This window comes from Paramylibacter kogurei (assembly GCF_002742285.1).
In the GTDB taxonomy this organism is placed as follows: domain Bacteria; phylum Pseudomonadota; class Alphaproteobacteria; order Rhodobacterales; family Rhodobacteraceae; genus Amylibacter; species Amylibacter kogurei.
The window spans coordinates 1,028,551-1,051,761 of sequence record NZ_MDGM01000012.1; the positions used below are offsets into that span (position 1 = coordinate 1,028,551).

At 48.5% G+C, this 23,211-nt stretch carries 23 protein-coding genes; 10 read left to right on the forward strand and 13 right to left on the reverse strand.

Going from position 1 to position 23,211, the window contains the following annotated elements:
• Nucleotides 1–5 precede the first annotated feature (5 nt).
• The 8 genes from hfq to dusB all read right to left on the reverse strand — a co-directional run bounded on the left by hfq (nt 6) and on the right by dusB (nt 10,520).
• Nucleotides 6–248 carry an RNA chaperone Hfq gene (gene hfq, locus BFP76_RS10465; RefSeq protein ID WP_099593408.1) on the reverse strand — a complete coding sequence of 81 codons (243 nt, stop codon included), beginning with the start codon at nt 246–248 and terminating at the stop codon, nt 6–8.
• Between the two features lie 141 nt (nt 249–389).
• Nucleotides 390–1,898 carry a TrkH family potassium uptake protein gene (locus BFP76_RS10470; RefSeq protein ID WP_099593410.1) on the reverse strand — a complete coding sequence of 503 codons (1,509 nt, stop codon included), beginning with the start codon at nt 1,896–1,898 and terminating at the stop codon, nt 390–392.
• Nucleotides 1,899–1,901: 3 nt separating this feature from the next.
• Nucleotides 1,902–3,278: a Trk system potassium transporter TrkA gene (trkA, locus tag BFP76_RS10475; RefSeq protein ID WP_099593412.1), complete on the reverse strand. Its 1,377-nt coding sequence runs from the start codon at nt 3,276–3,278 to the stop codon at nt 1,902–1,904.
• Between the two features lie 80 nt (nt 3,279–3,358).
• Nucleotides 3,359–4,771: a nitrogen assimilation response regulator NtrX gene (gene ntrX, locus BFP76_RS10480; RefSeq protein ID WP_099593414.1), complete on the reverse strand. Its 1,413-nt coding sequence runs from the start codon at nt 4,769–4,771 to the stop codon at nt 3,359–3,361.
• A gap of 16 nt (nt 4,772–4,787) precedes the next feature.
• The gene (locus BFP76_RS10485) at nt 4,788–6,986 is read right to left on the reverse strand and encodes a sensor histidine kinase NtrY-like (RefSeq protein WP_240514029.1); all 2,199 of its coding nucleotides are present in this window, start codon (nt 6,984–6,986) and stop codon (nt 4,788–4,790) included.
• 110 nt (nt 6,987–7,096) lie between these two features.
• Nucleotides 7,097–8,494, reverse strand: coding sequence for a sigma 54-interacting transcriptional regulator (locus BFP76_RS10490; protein WP_099593417.1), 1,398 nt, complete (start codon nt 8,492–8,494; stop codon nt 7,097–7,099).
• On the reverse strand, nt 8,494–9,573 hold the full coding sequence (locus tag BFP76_RS10495; RefSeq protein ID WP_099593419.1) for a two-component system sensor histidine kinase NtrB: 1,080 nt from the start codon (nt 9,571–9,573) through the stop codon (nt 8,494–8,496). The genes BFP76_RS10490 and BFP76_RS10495 overlap by 1 nt, the downstream gene beginning before the upstream one ends.
• Nucleotides 9,570–10,520 (reverse strand): tRNA dihydrouridine synthase DusB, encoded by a 951-nt coding sequence (gene dusB / locus BFP76_RS10500; RefSeq protein ID WP_240514030.1) that lies wholly within the window; start codon nt 10,518–10,520, stop codon nt 9,570–9,572. The genes BFP76_RS10495 and dusB overlap by 4 nt, the downstream gene beginning before the upstream one ends.
• Before the next feature lie 160 nt (nt 10,521–10,680).
• Between dusB and ispD the strand changes: the two genes are divergently transcribed.
• The 5 genes from ispD (at nt 10,681) to BFP76_RS10525 (ending at nt 14,160) form a co-directional block, all read left to right on the forward strand.
• Nucleotides 10,681–11,343 (forward strand): 2-C-methyl-D-erythritol 4-phosphate cytidylyltransferase, encoded by a 663-nt coding sequence (ispD, locus tag BFP76_RS14795; protein ID WP_099593423.1) that lies wholly within the window; start codon nt 10,681–10,683, stop codon nt 11,341–11,343.
• Nucleotide 11,344: 1 nt separating this feature from the next.
• Nucleotides 11,345–11,827 carry a 2-C-methyl-D-erythritol 2,4-cyclodiphosphate synthase gene (gene ispF / locus BFP76_RS14800; RefSeq protein WP_338064508.1) on the forward strand — a complete coding sequence of 161 codons (483 nt, stop codon included), beginning with the start codon at nt 11,345–11,347 and terminating at the stop codon, nt 11,825–11,827.
• The gene (locus BFP76_RS10515) at nt 11,824–12,315 is read left to right on the forward strand and encodes a phosphatidylglycerophosphatase A family protein (protein ID WP_099593425.1); all 492 of its coding nucleotides are present in this window, start codon (nt 11,824–11,826) and stop codon (nt 12,313–12,315) included. Before ispF ends, BFP76_RS10515 begins: the two co-directional genes overlap by 4 nt.
• Nucleotides 12,315–12,800: a CinA family protein gene (locus BFP76_RS10520; protein WP_099593427.1), complete on the forward strand. Its 486-nt coding sequence runs from the start codon at nt 12,315–12,317 to the stop codon at nt 12,798–12,800. The genes BFP76_RS10515 and BFP76_RS10520 overlap by 1 nt, the downstream gene beginning before the upstream one ends.
• A gap of 178 nt (nt 12,801–12,978) precedes the next feature.
• Nucleotides 12,979–14,160 carry an ammonium transporter gene (locus BFP76_RS10525; protein ID WP_099593429.1) on the forward strand — a complete coding sequence of 394 codons (1,182 nt, stop codon included), beginning with the start codon at nt 12,979–12,981 and terminating at the stop codon, nt 14,158–14,160.
• Nucleotides 14,161–14,209: 49 nt separating this feature from the next.
• Here the strand turns inward: BFP76_RS10525 and BFP76_RS10530 are convergent, their stop codons facing one another.
• On the reverse strand, nt 14,210–14,653 hold the full coding sequence (locus tag BFP76_RS10530) for a type II toxin-antitoxin system RatA family toxin (protein ID WP_099593431.1): 444 nt from the start codon (nt 14,651–14,653) through the stop codon (nt 14,210–14,212).
• A gap of 89 nt (nt 14,654–14,742) precedes the next feature.
• Here BFP76_RS10530 and hpt point away from each other — a divergent pair, with 89 nt between their 5' ends.
• From hpt to BFP76_RS10545, 3 genes are all read left to right on the forward strand, one after another.
• A complete protein-coding gene (hpt, locus tag BFP76_RS10535; RefSeq protein WP_099593433.1) occupies nt 14,743–15,279 on the forward strand; it encodes a hypoxanthine phosphoribosyltransferase in 537 nt (178 codons plus the stop codon).
• The gene (locus BFP76_RS10540) at nt 15,276–15,461 is read left to right on the forward strand and encodes a hypothetical protein (RefSeq protein ID WP_099593434.1); all 186 of its coding nucleotides are present in this window, start codon (nt 15,276–15,278) and stop codon (nt 15,459–15,461) included. Before hpt ends, BFP76_RS10540 begins: the two co-directional genes overlap by 4 nt.
• 181 nt (nt 15,462–15,642) lie before the next feature.
• Complete coding sequence (locus BFP76_RS10545; protein ID WP_099593436.1) at nt 15,643–17,217, forward strand: DEAD/DEAH box helicase; 1,575 nt, start codon at nt 15,643–15,645, stop codon at nt 17,215–17,217.
• Nucleotides 17,218–17,288: 71 nt separating this feature from the next.
• Here the strand turns inward: BFP76_RS10545 and lipA are convergent, their stop codons facing one another.
• Nucleotides 17,289–18,245, reverse strand: a complete 957-nt coding sequence (gene lipA, locus BFP76_RS10550) for a lipoyl synthase (RefSeq protein ID WP_099593438.1) — start codon at nt 18,243–18,245, stop codon at nt 17,289–17,291.
• 258 nt (nt 18,246–18,503) lie between these two features.
• Here lipA and BFP76_RS10555 point away from each other — a divergent pair, with 258 nt between their 5' ends.
• Together BFP76_RS10555 and BFP76_RS10560 are read left to right on the forward strand one after the other, a co-directional pair.
• Nucleotides 18,504–19,049, forward strand: a complete 546-nt coding sequence (locus BFP76_RS10555; RefSeq protein WP_099593440.1) for a peroxiredoxin — start codon at nt 18,504–18,506, stop codon at nt 19,047–19,049.
• Between the two features lie 66 nt (nt 19,050–19,115).
• Entirely contained in the window at nt 19,116–19,853 is a 738-nt protein-coding gene (locus BFP76_RS10560) for a VIT1/CCC1 transporter family protein (RefSeq protein WP_099593442.1), read from the forward strand.
• 33 nt (nt 19,854–19,886) lie between these two features.
• On the opposite strand, the gene lpdA is transcribed toward BFP76_RS10560, so the two are convergent.
• The 3 genes from lpdA to BFP76_RS10575 form a co-directional block, all read right to left on the reverse strand.
• Nucleotides 19,887–21,281, reverse strand: coding sequence for a dihydrolipoyl dehydrogenase (gene lpdA / locus BFP76_RS10565; RefSeq protein ID WP_099594079.1), 1,395 nt, complete (start codon nt 21,279–21,281; stop codon nt 19,887–19,889).
• 72 nt (nt 21,282–21,353) lie between these two features.
• The gene (locus tag BFP76_RS10570) at nt 21,354–21,935 is read right to left on the reverse strand and encodes a DUF924 family protein (RefSeq protein ID WP_099593444.1); all 582 of its coding nucleotides are present in this window, start codon (nt 21,933–21,935) and stop codon (nt 21,354–21,356) included.
• A gap of 2 nt (nt 21,936–21,937) precedes the next feature.
• Nucleotides 21,938–23,203, reverse strand: coding sequence for an MFS transporter (locus BFP76_RS10575; RefSeq protein WP_099593446.1), 1,266 nt, complete (start codon nt 23,201–23,203; stop codon nt 21,938–21,940).
• Nucleotides 23,204–23,211 lie beyond the last annotated feature (8 nt).

A 23,211-nucleotide genomic window follows, 5' to 3' on the forward strand; every position in this document is an offset into this window, starting at 1 on the left:
ACTGATTACTCACTCGTTGATTCACCATCATACAGAACCACAGGTTCTGCGGGCATAATCGTAGAAATCGCATGTTTATACACCAGTTGTGATTGACCATCACGGCGCAATAGCACACAAAAATTGTCAAACCAAGTGATTGCACCTTGCAGTTTCACACCATTAATCAGAAAAATTGTTACGGATGTTTTTGTCTTGCGGACATGGTTCAGGAATGCATCCTGAAGATTTGCTTTATCGGCAGCCATTATTCCTAGCCTTCTTCGTTTTCCCCTACCAAGAGCAGACTTGATGGGTTTTTGTTATTGTTGCGGGCAGTTTTGCAGCTTTTTACTACGATATTCTAGAAAAAACACCTAGCCCCCTGCACGACAGAACTAAAATATGTGTTATTTTCGCCAATAATTGGGGTTCAAAATGGCAATGACGGCCAATGCCTCTAATCGACCAAGGATCATCAGGGCACACAAAACACCTTTGCTGGTGTTTGAAAGCGCTCCATAGGTTATTCCGTTATCACCTGCGGCGGCCAATAATGGCCCGGTGTTTGACAATGCGCTGATGGATAAAATCAAGCTGTCCTCGAAATCCACGCCCATTAACGACAGACACAGCATTCCTACCGCAATGGACACCAAGAAAAGCATGAAAAATATCCACGCGGCATATGCGCCTTCGCGGCGGATATTACGTGCACGGCTCCCTGATCCACCCACCGAATGAGGATAGCTTAGCCGCTGCATTTCACGAAGCCCATGTTTATAGAGCGCATAAACACGCAATAATTTCACCCCACCCGCAGTGGTCGCGATACCCCCACCCATGACCGCAACCGCCATCAAGATTAGCCCCGTGGTGCCAAGCCCCGACCAATCACGCGACGCAGCCCATCCATTGCTTTCAAACCCTGTGGTGGTCAGGAATGACAGCACGGTAAACATGCTACCCCAAAGTGCGGAAATGGCCTGATAAAATTCATTGCCTTGGTTGACTTCGCTCGCTGCGAGCCAATGGCGGAAAAACAAAACGGCGGGGATGACCACCACCAAATAAAGCGCCATGTTCAATTCTTTGTCACGCTTTACCAAGTTTATCGCCGATTCATTGCGATCTACGAAAAACAAATGGCGGGTAATGCCATAGATGAAAAAGCCAAAGATAAACACCTCGCCGATATATCCGGCCGCTGATCCGCTTAACCCGCCAACGGGTGAAATGCCACTGGTGGAAAGCGTGGACATGGCATGGATCACCGCAACCAACATGCGATCACCGCTGAGGATCAGCAGCAATGCCAACACAGCGGTTAACAAAGTGTAAAGCGGAAAAATGACAGCGGAATAGCGGATCAAACGATCGCGCAATGCCGCGCGTTTAATGGTTTGATTCAATAAAACACCGTCTTTGCTACTGGTGTAAACCTCGAAACCGCCCAGATTAACGGGTTTGAAAATCGCAATCGCGACAACCAGCATTAAAAATCCACCCATCCAGGCGGCCAATGCACGCCATAAATGAATAACATCTGGAACGGTTTGATTTGGTAAAAAAACCGATGCACCGGTTGTGGTAAAGCTGCTGACCATTTCGAAATAGGCCGCAAAAAAACCGATTTGGGGCATCAAAAATGACAAGGGCATCGCCATAAAAAACGGCATCAGGACAAAACCCGCCAGAATATCCATCAAACGGTTTGCGCTGCGATTACTGAGGTCACGATTGGACATCGCAATTGCAATCAATGCCGTAATCAACAGCAATACAATGCTGTGATATAAAAACGTGCGTGCAAACAACCATTGTTCCAGTCGCGCGGCAAACAAGACAGGCACCAGCATAGAACCCGCGGTGATTGCCATCATCACCACAAACAACGGTTGATTTCGAAGCGCGATCATTTCTTAGAAAAAATCGATGTTCACTTGGAACAGGCGTTCAACCTCTGGCACATCAGAGGCAAGGGTAAAGATGACCACGATATCGCCCTCTTCAACCTTGGTGCCACCAACGGGGCGCAATACTTTGTCACCCTTTTTGATTGCACCAATAATCGCACCCTCTGGCCATTCGATGTCACGAATTTCACGCCCAGCGATGGGCGAGCTGGACAGGATTTGTGCTTCGATCACCTCGGCCTCTGCATCGCCAATGGAATAAACGGCACGCACACGCCCGTGGCGAATATGGCGCAGAATGGATGAAACGGTTGTTGCACGCGGGTTGATAAACGCATCGATATTCAACGGTTTCATCAAATTGGAAAGCGTTGGATCATTTACCAATGATACCGCCATTGGACAGCCCATTGATTTTGCGCGTGCTGCGGCCAACAGGTTGGTTTTATCATCATCCGTTACGGCCAAAACCGCATCGGTATTTGCGATATTCGCCTCTTCCAGCAATTCCATATCCAAACCATCGCCGTGCAAAACGATTGTGCGTTCCAATTCATCAGCAGCGCGTTCCGCACATGCGCGATTGGCTTCGATCATTTTAACATGAATTTTGGCAGTACTTTGTTCCAAGCGATGCGCAACACTTAGCCCAACATTGCCACCGCCAATAATCAGAACGCGTTCCTGTTTCGAACTGGTTTTGCCAAAAATTTCCAAACAACGCGCCATGTCATCGGTATGAGTGCAAAGATAGATTTGATCACCGGCATAAAGTTCATCAGATGAATTTGGCACCATCAAAACGCCCTTGCGCCGGATGCCAACAACGGTGGCGCGCAGTGTTGAAAACAATTCGGACAATTGTTTCAGTGGCGTATTTAACACCGCACAGCTTTCTTCAAGAGCGAGGCCGATCAATTCGGCATCACCATTCATGAATGGTTCTGTGTCAAATGTTGATGGGGATGCCAACTGACGCAAGGCCTGTTCGGCAACCTCGCGTTCGGGTGAGATCACCACATCAATGGGCAAATGGTCACGTTGATACAGGTCTGAATAAATCGCATCCAAATAGGATTGGCTACGCAGACGTGCGATTTTGCGTGGAATTTTAAACACGGAATGTGCCACCTGACAGGTGACCATGTTCACCTCGTCTGAAAACGTAGCGGCAATGATCATATCCGCATCACGCGCCCCTGCCCGCGTAAGAACATCGGGATAACTGGCGTTACCTGCGATGCCGCTAACATCCAATGTGTCCGTGGCACGTGCAACCAATTCGGCGTTATTATCCACAACGGTTACATCGTTTTTTTCAGATGATAAGTGGCGCGCGATTTGCCAGCCAACCTGACCAGCACCACAAATGATGACCTTCATTATTGGTCTCCTAATTCATCGAACGGCGCACCGTCCATCGGCGCAATTTGTGCCAATTGGACGGGCGCGTCAATGCCAGATTACCCATCTGTCCCTGTTGCAACAGCCTCTAATTCGGCGACACGTGCGCCCGATTTATTGGTTGTTACAACGTTTAGGGTTTTTAATTTGCGATGCAATGCGGATCGCTCCATGCCCACAAATGTGGCCGTTTTGGAAATATTCCCCCCAAAACGGTTGATTTGAACCATCAGATATTCGCGTTCAAACATTTCCCGCGCATCGCGCAAAGACAGGCTTGCAAAATTGCTGGTCAGACCAAGGTTTTCATCCTGTTGCGTTGGTTCTGCGTTTGGCAGTTCATCTGGCATGATTGGCCCTGAATTTGGCCCCAAGATCAAAATCCGTTCAATCACATTGCGCAATTGGCGAATGTTACCCGGCCAAGATTGCATCTGTAATACCGCGCAGGCCTCGTTACTAATCTCGCGTTTTGTAAGACCCTGTTCTTTGTTCAATTCCTCGACGAAGTGACGTGCGATTGCAGGGATATCATCGCGGCGGTTTTCCAGTGATGGCACTTCGATCGGTACAACATTTAGACGATGGTACAATTCTTCGCGGAAATTCCCCGCATCGATTTCCGCCAGCAAATCGCGATTGGTTGACGATAACACGCGGATATCAACACGCACTTTATCCTTGCCCCCCACACGGGTGAATTGTTGTTCCAACAATACGCGCAGAATTTTTGATTGCGTACCAATGGGCATATCTGCAATTTCATCGAAATATAGTATGCCACCATGTGCTTGTTCTAACAAACCTGGTTCATAACCACGATCCGATGATTCACGCCCAAATAGCACGTCTTCCATCCGTTCGGGTTCGATGGATGCGGAATTAACCGATACAAATGGCCCTGCGGCGCGATCTGAATTGGCGTGGATGTAACGGGCGGCAACCTCTTTGCCTGAACCAGATGGCCCTGTCAGCATCACACGCGCATTGGAAGTTGTAACCTTGTCTAAATTTGCGGTCAGCATTTTAAATGCCGCAGAATCCCCAATCATGGTTGTGGATGTAAACCCAGTTACCTTGAGCTTGGCATTTTCGCGGCGCAGGCGTGATGTTTCCATTGCACGAGAAATCACCACCATCAATTGATCAATATTGAACGGCTTTTCAATGAAATCATATGCGCCCTGTTTGATCGCAGCCACCGCAATTTCAATATTGCCATGACCGGAAATAATCACCACGGGGATATCGGGATTATCACGGCGCACTGTTTTAAGGATGTCGATCCCATCAAGTTTGCTGTTTTTCAGCCAAATATCCAAAATGATCAACGCGGGTGGTTCGGCGTTGATCTGACGAAATGTTTCGTCTGATTCCGCGGCCAATCGCGTGCTGTAACCTTCGTCCTTGAGAATATCCGAAACCAATTCACGAATATCTTTTTCATCGTCTACAATTAATATATCTGACATGCCTACTACCCTTTGTTTATGCGACTTTTGCGTCTGCTTTTTGATTATGTTCGGTGGAATTGCTGCCAAGTGGCAAAATGATGCGCGCTAATGCGCCAGTGTGACGACACCCCTTAAATTTCTGGGCATCGATTAATTCGAGGGTTCCACCGTGTTCCTCGATAATCTTTTTCACAATCGACAGACCAAGCCCTGTCCCCTCGTCACGATGGGTGACATAGGGTTCAAACAGACGTGATCTGTTTTCCGCAGGAAGGCCAATGCCATTGTCTGCGATTGTAATTTCAACGGCGTCGTCATGCATTTGCATGGCAACTTTGATCTTGGGTTCAAACCCATCTTCAATGTCTTTTTCTTGATATGCTTCAATGGCTTCGCCGGCGTTTTTGATCAGATTGGTCAGCGCCTGACGGATCATTGTATCGTCGATATCCAGCCAAATGGTACCGGCACGATTTGACATGGAAATATGCACATCCGTTAACGCGGCCTTTTGTAAGACAACGGCATCTTTGACCAATGCGGTCAAATCATGATTGCGCTTATCTGGCTCTGGCATCCGTGCGAATTTGGAAAATTCATCAACAATGCGGCGTAAGTCATTGGTTTGACGCACAATAACATCAGTGTATTGTTTCAAATCATCTGATTGATCACCCAGCATCGGGCCAAATTTTCGGCTTACGCGTTCGGCGGATAATTGAATTGGCGTCAGTGGGTTTTTGATTTCATGTGCAATGCGCCGCGCGACATCACCCCATGCAGCCATGCGTTGCGCAGAAACCAAATCGGATACATCGTCAAAAGTGACAACATAACCTTCAACTTCGCCACCTTCTTCGCGCCGTTCCGCCATGCGCACCAGCAAAATTTCAGATGTGCCAGCACGTGTAAGGCTGATTTGGCGTTGTTTGGATGAAACGGTTTTATCCTCTACCTCGTGGAACAATTCGGAAAATTCGGGGATTGCATCGTCAATTTCACGATCCATGTCACGGGCAAGATCAAGGTTTAACAACCGTTCCGCCGCGCTATTCATCACACGAATGCGCCCATCTTGGGACAGGCCAATCACCCCAGCGGTCACGCTGGACAATACGCCATCAAACAAACGACGGCGGCGTTCGGTTTCGATATTGGCAGCGATCAAATCATCGCGTTGTTTTTTCACCTGTGATGTCATGGTGTTAAACACACGGCTGAGCATCGCGATTTCATCATCGCCACGTTCTTCGACAACGCGCACATCAAAATCACCGCGCCCCAATCGTTGCGCGGCACCCGCAAGCCGCCCAACGGGGCGTGCCAAACGTTCGGCAAAAATCAAACCAATCCAAATCGCAGACAGCGTAATAATCGCAGCAAACGCCAGATAAATCAGACTAAAATCAAACAACAAGCGATCGCGTTCGCTTTCCATTTGATTGTAAAACTGAACGGTTTCTTTGGTATCATCAAGCAAGCTTAGGATTTCACCATCGACTTCGCGTGATACATATAAAAATCTGTCGGCAAAGCTTTCTAATCGGACAAGTGCGCGGAATTCATCGTTTGACCAATCTTCGATCACCACGGTTTTGCCCGCTATCGCGGCCTCTAGGTTTTCGGGTTTTGGTTCTTCAAATCCAAACAGATAGCTTTGTTCGCCCCGCGCGCGAAGCTCTGACCCGCCATCAATGACATAGGCCTCTTTTAATCCGCGTTGCACATTTGTCTGAAGCTGCGTTAAGGCCACGCGCAATTCGCTGTCTTCTAAAAATGGTTGGCGACGTTTTAATTCGTTTAATGAACGCGCCAGCAATGCCACGTCTTCTTGTAAATCTTCGCGTTGTTCGGTTTCGTATGCTTGTGCTGCTGCTAGCGATGAACCAACCACATCACGCACACGGTTGGAAAACCAACCTTCGAGCCCTGCGTTAATGATAAGTGCTGCGAATAACGCAACCAAAACGGTTGGGATCAATGCGATGATCGCAAAGACGCCGCTTAATCGCATATGAAGCTGTGAACCAGCAGAATTGCGTTTTCGCGCGATATAAACCCGCGTGATGCTGGTTATCACCAAAGACACAATTAAAATACCATAAATAAAGTCGGCAAAAATAATGCCACGCATGATTGGCGAACTGCCTGCATCGGCAATTGTACGAAGCGCAACGATCGTAAAAATGATGAGTAACGGGCCAAGCGCCAACAACCCCCATGCGAATGTCATTCGCACACTGGAAAGTTTACGCCACCTGTTGAGCTTGTCGCCCAATCTTATCAGTGGGAACTGCCTCATAGAGTAACCGTTCCGTTTTTACCTCAGTACCTGTGGCGCTTTTACATCATTTTCTTACTGCGTGTCACGACAATATCGAGATCTGATATCTTTTTTCGCAAAGTATTGCGGTTTATGCCCAATAATTCGGCTGTTTTGATCTGATTTCCGCGTGTTGCAGCCAATGAAAGCGCGATCAAGGGCAACTCCACCTCTCGCAAGATACGGTTATACATGCCAGGTGGCGGTAATGCATCACCATGCAAATCGAAATACCGTTTAATATGCGCCTCCACCGCGGTGGATAGTTTTTCACCTGACAGGTTATCATTTTCAGGTTTCATTCGTGGCATGGTCTGTAAGGATTCAGAAACAAATGAACCTGAAATTTCATCCTCTGGCGCCATAATCACCATACGATTTACGAAATTTTCCAATTCGCGCACATTCCCTGTCCATAATGCGGACCGCATATGTTCCAATGCCTTGGCGGAAATGGTTTTGCTGGGCAATCCAGTTGTCGCCGCTTGTTGCAAGAAATGATGCGTCAATTCGGCAATATCGCCCAAACGATCACGCAATGGTGGCAATGCGATGGGCACAACGTTCAGACGGTAAAACAAATCTTCACGAAAACTGCCTTCGTTTACCAAGTCGGCCAAAACACGCCGCGTGGATGAAATAAAGCGAAAGTTTTTCGCCTTAACCGCATCGGAACGAAGCATTTCCAGCAAATGCACCTGTGAATCCGGTGTCATTTCGGCGATTTCATCCAAATAAATCGTGGCACCTTGAAGCGCGACATCAACGCCTTGGTCTTCGTGCCCACCCAGCAATATTCCCTCGATCTTATCTGCGGTCAGGGTTGGCGCATTGATCACAACGTAGTCTTCTTTGTTGCGATGTCCCAATTCATGCAAGCTTCGCGCAAGCAGGCTTTTGCCCGCACCACTTTCGCCAGAAATCATCACGCTCAGATCCGTGTTCAATACGCGGGCCAGCAAACGGTAAACCTCTTGCATGGCGGGCGCACTCCCGATCAGGGGTAAATCCTGACCTTTGGATACATCCAATGTGTTGTGCAAATCCGACGGGCCACCCTGTGACAAAGCCTTGTTAACTTTGGACAGTAACTCTTTCAAATCAAAGGGTTTTGGCAGATAATCGTAAGCGCCAGATTCCGATGCTTTGATCGCGGTCATCACCGTATTTTGTGCCGAAATAACGATCACGGGCAATTCGGGGCGTTTGCGTTTGATGGATGGCAATAATTCCAAGCCATTGCCATCTGGTAACATCACATCGGATACGATGGCGTCACCTTCGCCCTCTTCGACCCAGCGCCATAATGTATTCACGCTGCCTGTCGAGCGCACCTTACAACCAGCGCGCGTCAATGCTTGTGTCAGCACCGTGCGAATAGTGCGATCGTCGTCTGCAACCAATACTGTACCGTCCATTACACCGTTTCCTTTTGTTTTTTCCAGATCGGCAAACGCACGATAAACGTGGTGCGTCCTTCGCCGCTGCTACATTCAATTAACCCGCCATGGCTGCCGATGATTTTTGAGACAAGCGACAGGCCAAGCCCCGTGCCATTCACCTTGCTTGAAACGAAGGGTTCGAAAATTTCTTTGATCAACGTGTCGGGGATGCCCTTGCCGTTATCCGTGACTTCGATTTGCAGCGGCAGGTTTTCGGTTTTATGTCCCGACACCGCAAATTTCACGCCTGAATTATACGAAGTGCGCAGCTTGATAATACCGCCGCGATCATCCACGGATTCGACTGCGTTTTTGATCAGGTTTTGAAACACCTGAAGCAATAAATCCGCATCCCCAGCCGCATCTGGCAATGATGGGTCAAAGTTTTTGTCAAAGGTCACATGCGCACCATATCCCGCCCGTGCAGAAGCAGAAGCGCGATCCAGCACATCGTGGATATTCACCGATGCGCGCCCAATTGGGCGTTGGTCGCCAAAATGTTCCACACGATCCACCAGTTTTCCGATGCGTTTCGCCTCCTGCCCGATCATTTCGGCCAGTTTGGAATCTTCTGCATCTGCATTCATCGCCAATAATTGCGATGCGCCAATAATGCCCGCCAATGGATTGCGGATTTCATGGGCAAGGGTTGCGGCCATCGCGCTCACGGAACGCGCCGCTGTCATATGGCCCAGTGATTGGCTCATTTTTTGCGCAACCCCCGTTGGTTGAATAATCAACAGGATCTTGCCCCGATCAACATCCAAAAAATGCACATGCAAATTACAGGGTAAAACGCTGCGCTCTGCCGTGGCGACATCGACGCCGTATTGCGTAAACGAAGATGTCTGTTCATGTGCCTGTCGGATGGTTTCAATCACAATCGAATTTTTGCCAAAATAGCGCGACAATGGTTTGCCCATCATCTGTTTAACCGAAGTTTGCGCCAATTGTTCGGATGCGGGGTTGCCCCGTTCGATCAAATTATCACGCCCCACCACAAACGCAGGAAATGGTAACGTTTCCCAGATCAATTCAAGCGATATATCTGTCATGCTGCCACCTGAATATGTTCGGGGAAATCTGCGATTAAACGTCTGGTTTCATGAATATCTTTTTGGGTCAAAACCCGTTTGCGCATTTCGGGTGAAAGGTTCATATCATCCATATACCAACCCAAATGTTTACGTGCGACGCGGTTACCCAATTCATCACCGTAAAAATCAAGCATTGCATTGTAATGATTCAAAATCATATCAATCAATGCCTGTCCCGTTGGGATTTTGGGCGCTTTCGTACCATAAATTTGCGATGCAATTTGGGCCAAGACCCAGGGTTTGCCATAACTGCCCCGTCCGATCATAATGCCATCGGCACCTGATTGGGATAACGCGCTGCGTGCTGATGTGGCATCCACAATATCGCCATTTGCGATTACGGGTATTTCAACCGCGTCTTTGACCGCACGAATTGCGTTCCAATTGGCATGGCCTTTGTAAAACTGTTGGCGCGTGCGTCCGTGAATCGTCACCATTTTCACACCCGCACCCTGTGCCCAAGCGGCAATTTGCGGGGCGTTATGGCTTTCGTCATCCCAACCCAGGCGCATTTTTAGCGTCACGGGAACATCCACTGCGCGAACAACCGCATCGATCAGCGTTAACGCAAATTCGGGTTCCTTCATCAACGCACTGCCGGAATACCCCTGTGTTACCTTTTTCGCAGGACAGCCCATATTGATATCAATTATTTTCGCGCCATTGCCTGCGCAAATCTTGGCGCATTCCGCCATCCAATGCGCATCGCGACCAGCGATTTGAACCGATGTACCCTCTACATCAAACCCAAGTTCAGCACGCGCACGCACAGATGCGCGTTCTTGTACCATTTCTTGGCTAGCAACCATTTCAGACACGACCAAGCCCGCACCAAAGGATTTTACCAAATTACGATAAGGTAAGTCTGTAATCCCCGCCAAAGGCGACAAAAGCACAGGAGGCATGATTGCCTGTTTTCCAATCAGAATAGAAGCCATGATTAATATATGTGCACTAAAATTGGTTGGGCGCAATCACAAATTTTGTGCACCGCAATATTAATTAGGCGATTACCAATATAAAACGCACGTTGCCACGCGAAAATACGCCGCTATAAGCGGTATCATGACAATTGCAGCACTTATCGTGGCCGCTGGCCGAGGCACCCGCGCAGGCGGTGAAACACCCAAGCAATATCGTGCATTGGGCAATAAAACTGTTATCTATCATACAATTATGAACCTTTTGGCACATGATGATATTTCTAAAATACGTGTTGCGATTCACGCTGATGATGTTGCGTTGTTTCATGACGCTACACGAAATATTGATGATGCACGGCTTGTCGGGCACATTATCGGCGGCGCAAGCCGGAGCGAAACCGTGCGCTTGGGTTTGGAATCAATCAGTGCGGAATATGTATTAATCCATGACGGCGCACGCCCATTGTTGCCAATTGAAACGCTGACCCGTGTGATAGATCAGGTGCAGATAACAGGTGCTGCATTTTGCGCCCTGCCCATCACCGATGCGATTTGGGCGGTCGATGATGGGCAGGCAACAACGGCGCAGCCACGCGATACATTCTGGCGTGCACAAACACCCCAAGCGTTTGAAACCGCCAAAATTTTGGCTGCGCATCGCGCAACGGATACCCCTGCGGATGACGATGTTGCGATTGCACGGCGTGCTGGTATGGACGTTGATGTTGTGCTTGGATCAGAGCGAAATATAAAAATAACACATGCTGGCGATTTTGCGCTGGCGGAAAAATTGCTGAGGGAATGACGTGATCGACATACGCACAGGGAACGGGTTTGATGTACATGCGCTGGGCGCTGGTGATCATGTGATTTTGAATGGAATTAAAATTCCACATAATAAATCAATGATTGGTCATTCGGATGCAGATGTTGCCATGCACGCAATTACTGACGCTCTCTTTGGCGCCGTGGCACAGGGTGATATCGGACGCTGGTTCCCACCAAGCGATCCACAGTGGAAAGGTGCCAGTTCAGATATTTTCCTGCGCAAAGCAGTTGAAACTGTGCGCGATTTGGGATTCCAGATTAGCAATGTCGATTGCACCATTATCTGTGAAATGCCGAAAATTACCCCACATGCCCCTGCCATGCGTGAAAATATTGCAGGGATATTAAACATTGATCTGGATCGCGTTTCGATCAAGGCAACAACGTCAGAAAAGCTCGGCTTTACTGGTCGAAATGAGGGCATTGCCACATTGGCAACGGCAACGGTGATCAAACAATGACACGCTTTATTGCAACTTGGTTTTATTCAGGGCTGGCACCACGTGCACCTGGCACATTTGGATCATTGGCCGCACTGCCATTTGCATATGTATTACACATGTTTGGGCAATGGTGGTGGTTGGCCATTGCGGCGGTGATTGTGTTTTTCATTGGCTGGTGGGCAACCGCACTGGAAACCAAAGGCAAGGATGATCACGACCCGTCCGAAATTGTTATTGACGAGGTTGCGGGCCAATGGATCGCGTTGATCCCTGTCAGCTTTGCCGCGTCTTACCATCCGGAATTTCCATTCTCACACGGTGAATTGTTTATCTACAGCCTGCTCGCTTTCGCATTGTTCCGCTTGTTTGACATCACAAAACCATTCCCCGTTAGCTGGGCCGATAAGAAAGACACAGCATTTGGGGTGATGATGGATGATGTGCTGGCGGGCATCATGGCCGCGATCTGTATCGTTGCCCTATTTCGCATTCAGGATATGTTTTGATGTCAGAACTGGTCGAAACGATTTTGGAATCTGCACGCAATCGTGGCATTACCATCGCCACCGCAGAAAGCTGTACCGCAGGTATGATCAGCGCGGCATTAACCGATGTTGCAGGATCATCCGATGTATTTGATCGCGGATTCGTAACCTATACCAACGATTCCAAACAACAGATGCTGGGCGTGAACGGCCATACATTGCAAAAATTTGGCGCAGTCTCTGAACAGGTTGCGCGTGAAATGTGTGTGGGCGCATTAAAACATTCCGATGCAAACCTTGCCGTCGCGGTCACAGGCATCGCAGGCCCCGGCGGATCAGAACACAAACCCGAAGGCCGCGTTTGTTTTGGCGTGGTGCGCACTGGCAATGAACCATCGGTTGAAACCGTTGAATTTGGCGCCATTGGTCGTGCAAATGTGCGTCAAAAAACGGTAGAACATGCGTTGGCGTTGTTATTTGCGCAAATAAATGCAGCAAAACTATAATAACCAATTGGTAATTTTTTAGGCTAACACCGTAATTTCTGCACACAATTTAAACAATTACTCGCAACTGCACATTAATTTGGCGTAATGACCGCAGGTTAAGCAATCCGCGCCTTGATCATGCACAATTTCGTGGCATAGACCCTGACAAAGAAAAAAATCAAAGGGAAATGTTCTTATGAATGGTGCAGATACAGCATGGATCATTGTCGCAACGGCACTGGTTCTGTTTATGACCTTACCTGGCCTTGCGTTGTTTTACGGCGGCTTGGTGCGCGCACGAAATGTGCTGAGTGTTTTTATGCAATGTTTTGCAATTGCATGTTTGATGTCGGTTCTTTGGCTGGCATTTGGGTATTCCATCGCTTTTGGTGATGGCAATATGTATTGGGGCGGTTTGGGCAAAATGTTCCTCAACGGCGTTGATGCCGATAGCCTGTCTGGGACAATCCCAGAAATCCTATTTTTCGCATTCCAAATGACATTTGCGATTATCACCCCTGCCCTGATTGTTGGCGCTTATGTTGAACGGATCAGCTTTGCGTTCGTCATGACATTTTCGGGGCTTTGGATGTTGCTGTGTTATGCACCAGTTGTGCATTGGATTTGGGGCGGCGGATTGCTCGCAGGTGGCGAAGGCGCATTATTCGCTGACGCTGTGAATGATTTTGCCGGTGGTATCGTGGTGCACGAAACCGCGGGTCTGGCCGCATTGGTCATTGCCGTGGTTTTGGGTGGACGTCGCAAGAAAAACGTACCCCCACATAATCCAGGTTTCGTAATGTTGGGTGCTGGTATGTTGTGGGTCGGTTGGTTCGGCTTTAACGGCGGATCACAGTTGGCTGCGGATGGTGGTGCGGCGATGGCATTGACGGTGACACATTTGTCAGCGGCAACTGCATCGCTGACTTGGGCTGCATGGGAACGCATAAAATACGGCAAAGCATCCTTGGTTGGCATGGTCACAGGGACAATCGCAGGCCTTGCATCCATTACACCCGCATCTGGTTCTGTTGGCCCGATTGAGGCGTTAATCATCGGTGGGATCGCCGGCATCATGTGCCAGGAAATGTGCTGGGTCATCAAAGAATGGTTGAACATTGACGATACATTGGATGTGTTCGCTGTGCACGGCATTGGCGGCATGTTTGGCATCATCATGCTGGCATTGTTTGGCCACGCAAGCTGGACCGCGCAATTGGGCGGATTGGTTGTTGTTGGTCTATTCACATTGGTTGTGACATTCGTATTGGTGAAACTGGTTGCGCTGGTCTTCCCAATTCGCGTGAGCGAAGAGGACGAGATCACAGGGCTTGATCTGGCATCACACGGCGAACGCGCATACGATCACGCATCGTAATAAATTTACTATAAAGGTGCATTTGGCCGTCCCTTCGGGGGCGGCTTTTTTATGTGTAGAGGTTTTTTGCGCGGGTTTCGAATGCGCCCACAATGCGTTGCATCGCCTCGTTAAACACAACGCCAATCAACCCTTGTAGGATTTTGGATTTGAATTCGAAATCAACGAAAAAATCCACCTCGCACCCATCAGGGTGATCGTTGAATTTCCAGTGATTGTTCAAATACTTAAACGGCCCATCCAGATATTCGACATCAATCTGCATATCATCGGGGTTTAATGTGACACGGCTCCCAAAACGTTCGCGAAACACTTTGAATGAAATCACCAGATCAGCGTCAAGAATTGTTGTGGAATCCTGTTCTGTGCGTTTGCGAATACGCGCCGCAGAACACCATGGCAAAAAGTCAGGATATGCGTTTACATCCGCAATCAGATCGTACATCTGTTGGGGCGTATAGGGCATCACTCGTTTTTCGGCATGGGTCGGCATGGCGCCTCTTTTATCAGGATGAATGGCAAGGTCACGCTTAATCTTGTCGCGGTTGTACAATTTGCTAGGATGAATTGAGAGGAACCAGAATGAACCACGATAATTACCAAGTTGAACCCATGATTTCCGCTAAATCTATTGCTGCGCGCGTGGAATCGCTAGCTACGGAAATTTCCAAACATTTCGCAGATACCGACAAATTGATCGTGGTCGGCCTGTTGCGCGGATCATTCGTTTTCATCGCCGATCTGGCCCGCGAACTGGATTTGCCATGCGAGGTCGATTTTTTGGAAACCTCGTCTTACGGCAACAGCACGGAATCATCGCGCGAAGTGCGGATATTAAAGGATCTTCGCGGCGAAATAGAAGGCAAAGATATCCTCTTGGTCGAAGATATCGTTGATACAGGGCACACATTGCACCATGTGCTAAATCTGTTGAAATCACGCAACCCTGCCCGTTTGGAGGTTTGCGCATTGCTTGACAAACCCGCACGGCGTGAGGTGGACGTTTCCGCAAAATGGATTGGTTTCGAAATCCCCGATGAATTTGTGGTGGGATATGGCATTGATTATGCCCAACGCAACCGCAATTTGGATCATATCGGCAAGGTCGTATTCAAATGAACCTGCACTGGTTGATGCGCGCAAAACGCTGGGCACAACGACCGCCATCTTGGAAACGTGTGAAACTGGTGATGGCCGTTGTCGCGATTTGTATTGCAATCGCAGTGTTTGAACATTTTTTCGGCTGGCCTGATGCGTTAAATGTGAACAATAACCTGCGCGGACGGATGCCAAAATTCTAATCGCTTGACTTATGTGTGCGAAACCTATTGAAGCGCGATCAATGGCATCGGCCATTTGCGCGTTTTGGAATTTGTGTTTGTCGCATGAAAAGAAGAAGCGCAATCATAAATGAAACGCAATGCGAAACCTGTCGTGCCAATGGCACCAGACGGGCTGTTTCGCGTCAGATAGGTATAATCAATGAATACAGGCACCGTAATTTGGTATAACGCCAAAAAGGGCATCGGATTCATCAAACCAGACGAAGCTGGTGATGATGTTTTTGTACATATGAAAGCACTGAAAAAAACAGGGCTAAAACAAATCAAAGAAGGCGATCGTCTTTTATTTGAAATGGAAACAGATGATGTAACGGGCAAACAAGCCGCTGCAAACATCACTCAAATGACAGACGAAGAAGGCCGCATTTTGCGCAATGCAAGCCGCCCCGCCCCCACAGCAAAAAAACAAAAGTCAGAACCAAAGCCAAAATCAGACGCAAGCGCGTTTGCTTCCTTGGGGCTTGATCCTGAAATCGTCAAATCGCTTGGTTTTCAAGGTTATGAAAAACCAACACCGATCCAAGAACAGGCCATTCCAGCCATTCTAAAGGGGCGTGATATTGTCGGCTTGGCGCAAACTGGTACGGGTAAGACCGCAGCATTTTCATTGCCATTGTTGCAAAATTTGCTGATGAACCCAGCCGAATTGAAACCACGTTCGGCACGTGCGTTAATCTTGTCGCCGACACGTGAATTGGCATTGCAAATCCACACCGCGATCAAAGAATATGGCAAACGCATGCCTTTGACGATCACATCTGTGATCGGTGGTGCGCCCATCCGCAAACAAATGCAGGCATTGTCCAAAGGTGTGGACGTTTTGGTGGCAACACCTGGGCGATTGGAAGATTTGGTTGATCAAAAGGCATTGCGCCTTGATCAAACGAATTTCATCGTACTGGACGAAGCGGATCAGATGATGGACATTGGTTTCTTACCATCGATCAAGCGTATCTTGGGCAAGGTTGCAAGCGAGCGTCAAACGCTGCTTTTCTCGGCCACCATGCCAAAAGCGATTAAAGAGCTAACCAATACATATTTAGATGATCCTGTTGAAGTGGCCGTTGCACAAGTGTCTTCAACCGCAGAGCGGATCAAACAATCGTTGATGTATTTGGTCAAGATGAACAAAGGATTGGCGCTGGAACGCATTGTAAAAGCGAACCCAAACAAACGTATCATCGTGTTTTCACGGACCAAACATGGATCAGATAAGCTGGTTAAGTGGTTGGGAACACAAGATATTAAAGCTGATGCGATTCACGGAAACAAATCCCAAGGCCAGCGCCAACGGGCATTGGATGATTTTCGTAAAGGCAAAACCTTTGTTTTGATCGCCACCGATATCGCCGCGCGTGGGATTGATATTCCGGGCATCGAATTGGTTGTGAATTTTGATCTGCCAAACGTGCCAGAAGCATATGTTCACCGCATTGGGCGCACTGCGCGTGCAGGTGCGGAAGGGCGTGCCATTGCGTTTTGCGCACCAGATGAGCAAAAACAATTGGCAGATATTTTGAAGGTGATCAAACAGGATATTCCTGTTGAGGTGATGGAAGGTTTGACCAACACACCCATGCCATCCATGGATAAACCAGCTGGCGGGCGTGGCCGCGCATCGCGCCCACCACGCGGTGGGAAATGGGCAGGCGCTGGCAAGGGCAAGGCGAATTCATCGCGCAACAAAGGCAAGCCAAAGGCGCGCGGGCGCTAGAGCAGATGCCTGCGGCGCGGATATTTTAAACATTTGGAGAGGGCCAGCAATTCATTTGCTGGCCTTTTTTATTAGTGGCCGAGTGCCTTGAGCCGTGCAGCGCGAAGGCGGGCAAAATCATCGCCTGCGTGATAGCTGGATCGTGTGAGCGGCGTGGCAGACACCATCAAGAAACCCTTGTTAAACGCAGTTTTTTCATAATTTGCAAATTCTTCTGGCGTGACAAAACGATCAACCGCGTGGTGTTTTGGGGTTGGTTGCAAATATTGCCCGATGGTGAGGAAATCGATATCAGCGGCGCGCATGTCTTCCATGACTTGCACAACGGATTGTTTGTTTTCCCCAAGGCCAACCATGATACCCGATTTGGTAAACATGGATGGATCAAGCTCTTTCACCCGTTGTAACAGACGCAAACTGTGGAAATAACGCGCACCCGGGCGGACCTCTGGATACAATCCCGGAACCGTTTCAAGGTTGTGATTGAACACATCGGGGCGTGCAGCAACGACGGTTTCAAGCGCGCTATCATCACAGCGAATGAAATCTGGAGTGAGGATTTCGATTGTGGTGTTTGGCGATTGTTTGCGAATGGCGCGAATGGTTTGTGCGAAATGTTCCGCACCCCCATCAGCCACATCATCGCGATCAACGGATGTGACAACAACATGGTTTAAGCCAAGTTTTTTAACCGCAGACGCGACACGACCCGGTTCAAACACATCAAGATCCTCTGGCGGTTTGCCTGTTGCGATATTACAAAAAGTACAAGCGCGTGTACAAACCTCGCCCATGATCATCATTGTGGCGTGGCCTTGTGACCAGCATTCACCGACATTTGGGCAACCCGCCTCTTCGCAGACAGTGACCAATTTGTTGTCGCGCATGATGTCACGGGTTTTTTTGTAACCATCTGACGTTGGTGCCTTGACCCGAATCCAATCCGGTTTTTTAGGCTGGGCATTGTCAGGCTTATGCGCCTTTTCTGGGTGGCGCTGTTCGGGAATATTTAAATCACGCATCACAATCCTCGCTTGTTGCGATTACTATACATACCGCAGATTGGAATGTAACACTTTGTGCATCAAATCAGCCAAATTGTGATGAATTTCATAGCAGGGTTTCACATTCTGCATAGGTGTTGAAATAACGCCGCGCAAAATTGTCGCAAAGACCCGTATGTTACAAATATGTTGTTGTATTGCACGCCTTGAACAATAGGTTGCGCAAGAGAATAATCGATTCTGTGGTTTGCAGTAACCACATTGAAAACAAAGGAAAATACGATGAAAACTGGTGTCACCCTCCCTGACGTTACATTTCACACCCGCGTGCGTGATGACGCAATCGAAGGCCCAAATCCATTTCGCTGGGAAGATAAAACAACGGCTGATTTTTTCGCCAATAAACGCGTGATTTTATTCTCGCTTCCAGGTGCATTTACGCCGACATGTTCAACATACCAATTGCCCGGCTTTGAAGACAATTTCGCCAAATTCCAAGCCGCTGGAATTAATGAAATTTATTGTTTGTCCGTGAACGACAGTTTCGTGATGAACAAATGGGCGCAGAGCCAAGAGATTAAAAATGTCAAAGTGATCCCAGATGGTTCAGGTCAGTTTACCCGCAAGGTTGGCATGTTGGTTGATAAAGATAACCTTGGGTTTGGTATGCGTTCATGGCGCTATGCCGCCATCGTGAATAACGGCGTTGTTGAAGCATGGTTCGAAGAGCCAGGTCGTGCAGATAACCATGGTGATGATCCATATGGCGAAAGTTCACCAGAAAACCTGTTGGCCTATCTAGACGCAGAAGCAAACAAAGCGGCATAAGCCACGCTTTGCAATTCGCATGTTAAGGGCTACGCTGGGCGTGGCCCTTTTATTTTGGAAATGAGTATGAACGACACATTCAACGGTATCACCACCCATCGCGGACGCGAGCATCATATTTCGAAAATGGGCGAATTCATTAAACAGATCATTTATGGCGGCAATGATGGGATTGTCACAACTTTTGCTGTGGTTGCAGGGTTTGCAGGTGCTGGTCAGGACGGCGTGGCGCAGGTTGGTGCAATTGCGGTGTTGTTGTTTGGTTTGGCCAATTTATTTGCCGATGCCACGGCGATGGGCTTGGGTGAATATCTGTCGGCGCGCAGCGAAAACGATTTGTATCATTCGGTACGCGATGATGAATTGGTCGAGATTGCACAAAACCCAGAGATGGAACGCCAAGAGGCATTGGAAATCCTAGCAGACAAAGGCATGAGCGATGCGGATGCGGTTGCCATGGCCGATATATTACAACGCTATCCCGAATATTATGCGGATTTCATGATGGCCTATGAAATCGGGATGTCCGATCCTGCCGATGAAAACCCTGCGCTTAACGGTTTGGCCACATTTGCGGCATTCATCGCATTTGGGATTATCCCGCTGTTGCCATATTTTATGTTTGATCCCGTGCGATCCACATTTCATCTGTCGGTGATTGCAACGTTCAGTGCGCTAACCATATTGGGGCTTTTGCGTTTTGGGGTTATTCGTCAAAACATTTTGCGCTGTGTTGGTGAAACAGTTCTAGTCGGCGGTGTATGTGCCGCCGTGGCATATGGTGTTGGTTTAGCATTTGCGTAAGGGCGGCGATGCTGCCGCCCCCTGCCCGTTCAATTAAAAATGGATAGCTTTGCCATAGGCATCCAGCACAGATTCATGCATCATTTCAGAAAGTGTCGGATGCGGGAATACGGTGTGCATTAAGTCTTCTTCGGTGGTTTCCAATTGGCGACCAACGACATAGCCTTGGATCAATTCGGTCACTTCTGCGCCCACCATATGTGCGCCCAACAATTCACCGGTTTTGGCATCAAAGACGGTTTTGACCATGCCTTCAGCCTCCCCCAATGCGATGGCTTTGCCGTTGCCGATGAATGGGAATTTCCCAACTTTGATACCGAAACCTTTTTCCATGGCCGCCGCTTCGGTATAGCCAACGGATGCGATTTGAGGATGGCAATAAGTACAGCCCGCAATGCTTTCGGGTTTTACAGGATGTGGTTTTTGTCCTGCGATTAATTCGGCCACCATCACACCCTCATGGGATGCCTTATGTGCCAACCATGGCGGCGCCGCCAGATCACCGATGGCGAAAATGCCATCGACATTTGTGCGGCAATACGGATCTGTCACAACATGGGTGCGATCGGTTTTGATTTTGAGCTCTTCCAGACCCAAATCTTCGACATTGCCAACAATCCCCACAGCGGAAATCACTGTATCGAATTCTTGTTTTTCTGTTTTGCCGTCTTTTTCAATATGCGCGGTCACTTTACCCTTGGCGCGATCAAGCTTTTTGACAGTCGCCTTTTCCATGATCGTCATTCCCTGTTTTTCAAAGGACTTTTTGGCGAATGCGGCGATTTCTGCGTCTTCAACGGGTAAGATGCGATCCATCACTTCAACCACGGTCGTTTCTGCGCCAAGCGTGTGATAAAAGCTGGCAAATTCGATACCAATCGCACCTGAACCTATCACCAAAAGCTTTTTGGGATTATGCGGCGGGTTTAGCGCGTGTTTATATGTCCACACGTTTTTACCATCTGCTTCCAGCCCCGGTAATTCACGCGCACGTGCGCCCGTGGCCAAAACGATGTTTTTGGCGGTAAGCTCTTGCGTATCTTTATCCGTTTTCACGGAAATTTTGTTTTTCGAGGTTAATTTTGCCGTACCCATAATTGTGGTGATTTTGTTTTTCTTTAACAAATGGGTCACGCCAGACGACAATTGTTTCGCAACTCCGCGCGAACGTTTCACCACCGCGCCCAGATCATAGTTGATGTTATCCGCAGACAGGCCAAATTCAGCGGCGCGGTGCATCAAATGGAAAACCTCTGACGATCGCAACAAAGCCTTTGTTGGGATACAACCCCAGTTCAGACAGATCCCGCCAACATGTTCGCGTTCAACCACGCAAACCTTTAACCCCAATTGCGCACCGCGGATCGCAGCAACATAGCCACCTGGCCCTGCGCCAATTACAATCATATCAAAGGATGTGTCAGCCATCATAGATCTCGCATATAGTTTAACGTTAAACTATTATATAATGCACCAAATCAAACGATGTGGCAAGCGTGGCTACTCGTTGGATTCCGCGCTTAGCTTTTCAACAATCGAGCGATACCCACCTTCGGCAATGAATGCGGTTTCTTCTGGGGTGTCTTCGCGGCCCAAGGCGGCGTTACGAAATGGAAATCTTCCAAATTTATGAATAATTTCACGATGCGCGCGCGCGTGAATTTGATTGTTTCCAATGTCGCTGGTACGTTTTTTAAACAACTTCACCGCGATATTTTGATCGCCCAAGTTTTCTGAATGCATAAATGGCATGTAAAAAAACTGTCGTACGGGTTCATCAATTTCCTGATCGAAATTTTTACGAATGGCCCGTCCCGCCACATCGCGTGCAAAGGGATCAGCGTCAAATGATTCAGGGCGCCCACGAAACATATTACGTGCAAATTGATCCAACAGAATGATCAACGCCAATGTGCCCGTGGCGGTTTCTTCCCACTCTTCCAACTTGCCACTGGCGGCCAGATCGTAATCGTTCATAAACCGTTGCGTGATTTCTGCGTCTACTTTTTCGTCCGCCACATACCAACCGTCGGGGCCAACATCGTTTACCCAAAAATCAACAATTTCTTCTGCGCGTTCCATGCTTACTCCTGAGCAGCGTGCTGTTCTTCTTCCAGCGCCATTTCGATAGCATATTCTTGTGCAAGCTCAACTGCAACAGGTGAACCAGATGGGGAAATGGGGGTGTAAACGCTGGTATCTTCCACAGACGGTGCTGCGCGTTGGGTCATACGATACATCGCATAAAGCGACATCATCGCCATCAAAACCCCGATATAGGCGAAAAAGCTGTTAGGGCCAAACTGCGTCATCGCCCAACCCACAATCATCGGGCCAACGATCGCACCAAGACCGTTAATAAAGATCAATCCGCCAGAGGCCGCGGCCATATCTTCGTGTTCCAGAAAGTCATTCGTATAGGCAATATATAATGAATACAATGGGTTAGAAACACCACCGATGATAAACCCAACCACAAGATACATCACAAAGGTGCCATCAACAAATGTGGCGAACAATGATGCAACAAATCCAATCGCAGTTATCGCCACGATTAAAATGCGTCGGTCCATCCGATCAGACAGCCAACCAATTGGAAACTGGCAAAGCATCCCACCGGTATAGATTGACGCCACAAACCAAGTGATATCAGAAACATCCATACCCTTTTCCGTGCCAAAAATCGCCGCCATACCAAAAAGAGCAGAAAACACACCACCAAGCAAAAAGTTACCAACCGCCCCAAGCGGTGATGCAACCATCAAATCATAAAGCCGCATGGGTTTTGTCGTTTGAAACTGTGGCGCGGGGCTTACCGACAACAAAATCGGGGCAAATGACAAAGACACCGCAACCGATACAATCACAAACAACGTATATCCGCCTGGATCGGCAAAGTTCATGACCCATTGCGCCAAAACGATACCGATCATTTGCACGATCAAATACATCGATAAGGTTTGTCCGCGCGTTTCATTTGTTGCGCTATCGTTCAGCCAGCTTTCTGCCACAACATAAACGCCAGAAAAACTGAACCCCAGCACGACACGCAGGAAAAACCAGAAATACTGGTTTGGCCAAGCGGCGTATAGGATCAAACAAGCGGAAATAAGCGATGCGAGCGCTGCAAAAACCCGCACATGCCCAACACGTCGGATCATTTCAGGGGCAAGCCGTGATCCCCCCAAAAAGCCAAGGAAATAACCCGCCATCACCCACGACATGGTTACAGGGCTAAACCCTTCGATCGCGCCGCGAATACCGAGCAACGTGCCCTGCAAGCCATTGCCAAGCATTAACAAGAGCATACCAACCAGCAATGCCCATGAATTTTTAAGAACCCCAAACATGGGCATTA

What these genes read in the sequence shown, in the direction of transcription:
- hfq (WP_099593408.1), bottom strand. Translation starts at nt 248, where the DNA reads ATGGCTGCCGATAAAGCAAATCTTCAGGATGCATTCCTGAACCATGTC.
- BFP76_RS10470 (WP_099593410.1), bottom strand. Translation starts at nt 1,898, where the DNA reads ATGATCGCGCTTCGAAATCAACCGTTGTTTGTGGTGATGATGGCAATC.
- trkA (WP_099593412.1), bottom strand. Translation starts at nt 3,278, where the DNA reads ATGAAGGTCATCATTTGTGGTGCTGGTCAGGTTGGCTGGCAAATCGCG.
- ntrX (WP_099593414.1), bottom strand. Translation starts at nt 4,771, where the DNA reads ATGTCAGATATATTAATTGTAGACGATGAAAAAGATATTCGTGAATTG.
- BFP76_RS10485 (WP_240514029.1), bottom strand. Translation starts at nt 6,986, where the DNA reads ATGACATTCGCATGGGGGTTGTTGGCGCTTGGCCCGTTACTCATCATT.
- BFP76_RS10490 (WP_099593417.1), bottom strand. Translation starts at nt 8,494, where the DNA reads ATGGACGGTACAGTATTGGTTGCAGACGACGATCGCACTATTCGCACG.
- BFP76_RS10495 (WP_099593419.1), bottom strand. Translation starts at nt 9,573, where the DNA reads ATGACAGATATATCGCTTGAATTGATCTGGGAAACGTTACCATTTCCT.
- dusB (WP_240514030.1), bottom strand. Translation starts at nt 10,520, where the DNA reads ATGCCTCCTGTGCTTTTGTCGCCTTTGGCGGGGATTACAGACTTACCT.
- ispD (WP_099593423.1), top strand. Translation starts at nt 10,681, where the DNA reads ATGACAATTGCAGCACTTATCGTGGCCGCTGGCCGAGGCACCCGCGCA.
- BFP76_RS10515 (WP_099593425.1), top strand. Translation starts at nt 11,824, where the DNA reads ATGACACGCTTTATTGCAACTTGGTTTTATTCAGGGCTGGCACCACGT.
- BFP76_RS10520 (WP_099593427.1), top strand. Translation starts at nt 12,315, where the DNA reads ATGTCAGAACTGGTCGAAACGATTTTGGAATCTGCACGCAATCGTGGC.
- BFP76_RS10525 (WP_099593429.1), top strand. Translation starts at nt 12,979, where the DNA reads ATGAATGGTGCAGATACAGCATGGATCATTGTCGCAACGGCACTGGTT.
- BFP76_RS10530 (WP_099593431.1), bottom strand. Translation starts at nt 14,653, where the DNA reads ATGCCGACCCATGCCGAAAAACGAGTGATGCCCTATACGCCCCAACAG.
- hpt (WP_099593433.1), top strand. Translation starts at nt 14,743, where the DNA reads ATGAACCACGATAATTACCAAGTTGAACCCATGATTTCCGCTAAATCT.
- BFP76_RS10540 (WP_099593434.1), top strand. Translation starts at nt 15,276, where the DNA reads ATGAACCTGCACTGGTTGATGCGCGCAAAACGCTGGGCACAACGACCG.
- BFP76_RS10545 (WP_099593436.1), top strand. Translation starts at nt 15,643, where the DNA reads ATGAATACAGGCACCGTAATTTGGTATAACGCCAAAAAGGGCATCGGA.
- BFP76_RS10555 (WP_099593440.1), top strand. Translation starts at nt 18,504, where the DNA reads ATGAAAACTGGTGTCACCCTCCCTGACGTTACATTTCACACCCGCGTG.
- BFP76_RS10560 (WP_099593442.1), top strand. Translation starts at nt 19,116, where the DNA reads ATGAACGACACATTCAACGGTATCACCACCCATCGCGGACGCGAGCAT.
- lpdA (WP_099594079.1), bottom strand. Translation starts at nt 21,281, where the DNA reads ATGGCTGACACATCCTTTGATATGATTGTAATTGGCGCAGGGCCAGGT.
- BFP76_RS10570 (WP_099593444.1), bottom strand. Translation starts at nt 21,935, where the DNA reads ATGGAACGCGCAGAAGAAATTGTTGATTTTTGGGTAAACGATGTTGGC.
- BFP76_RS10575 (WP_099593446.1), bottom strand. Translation starts at nt 23,203, where the DNA reads ATGTTTGGGGTTCTTAAAAATTCATGGGCATTGCTGGTTGGTATGCTC.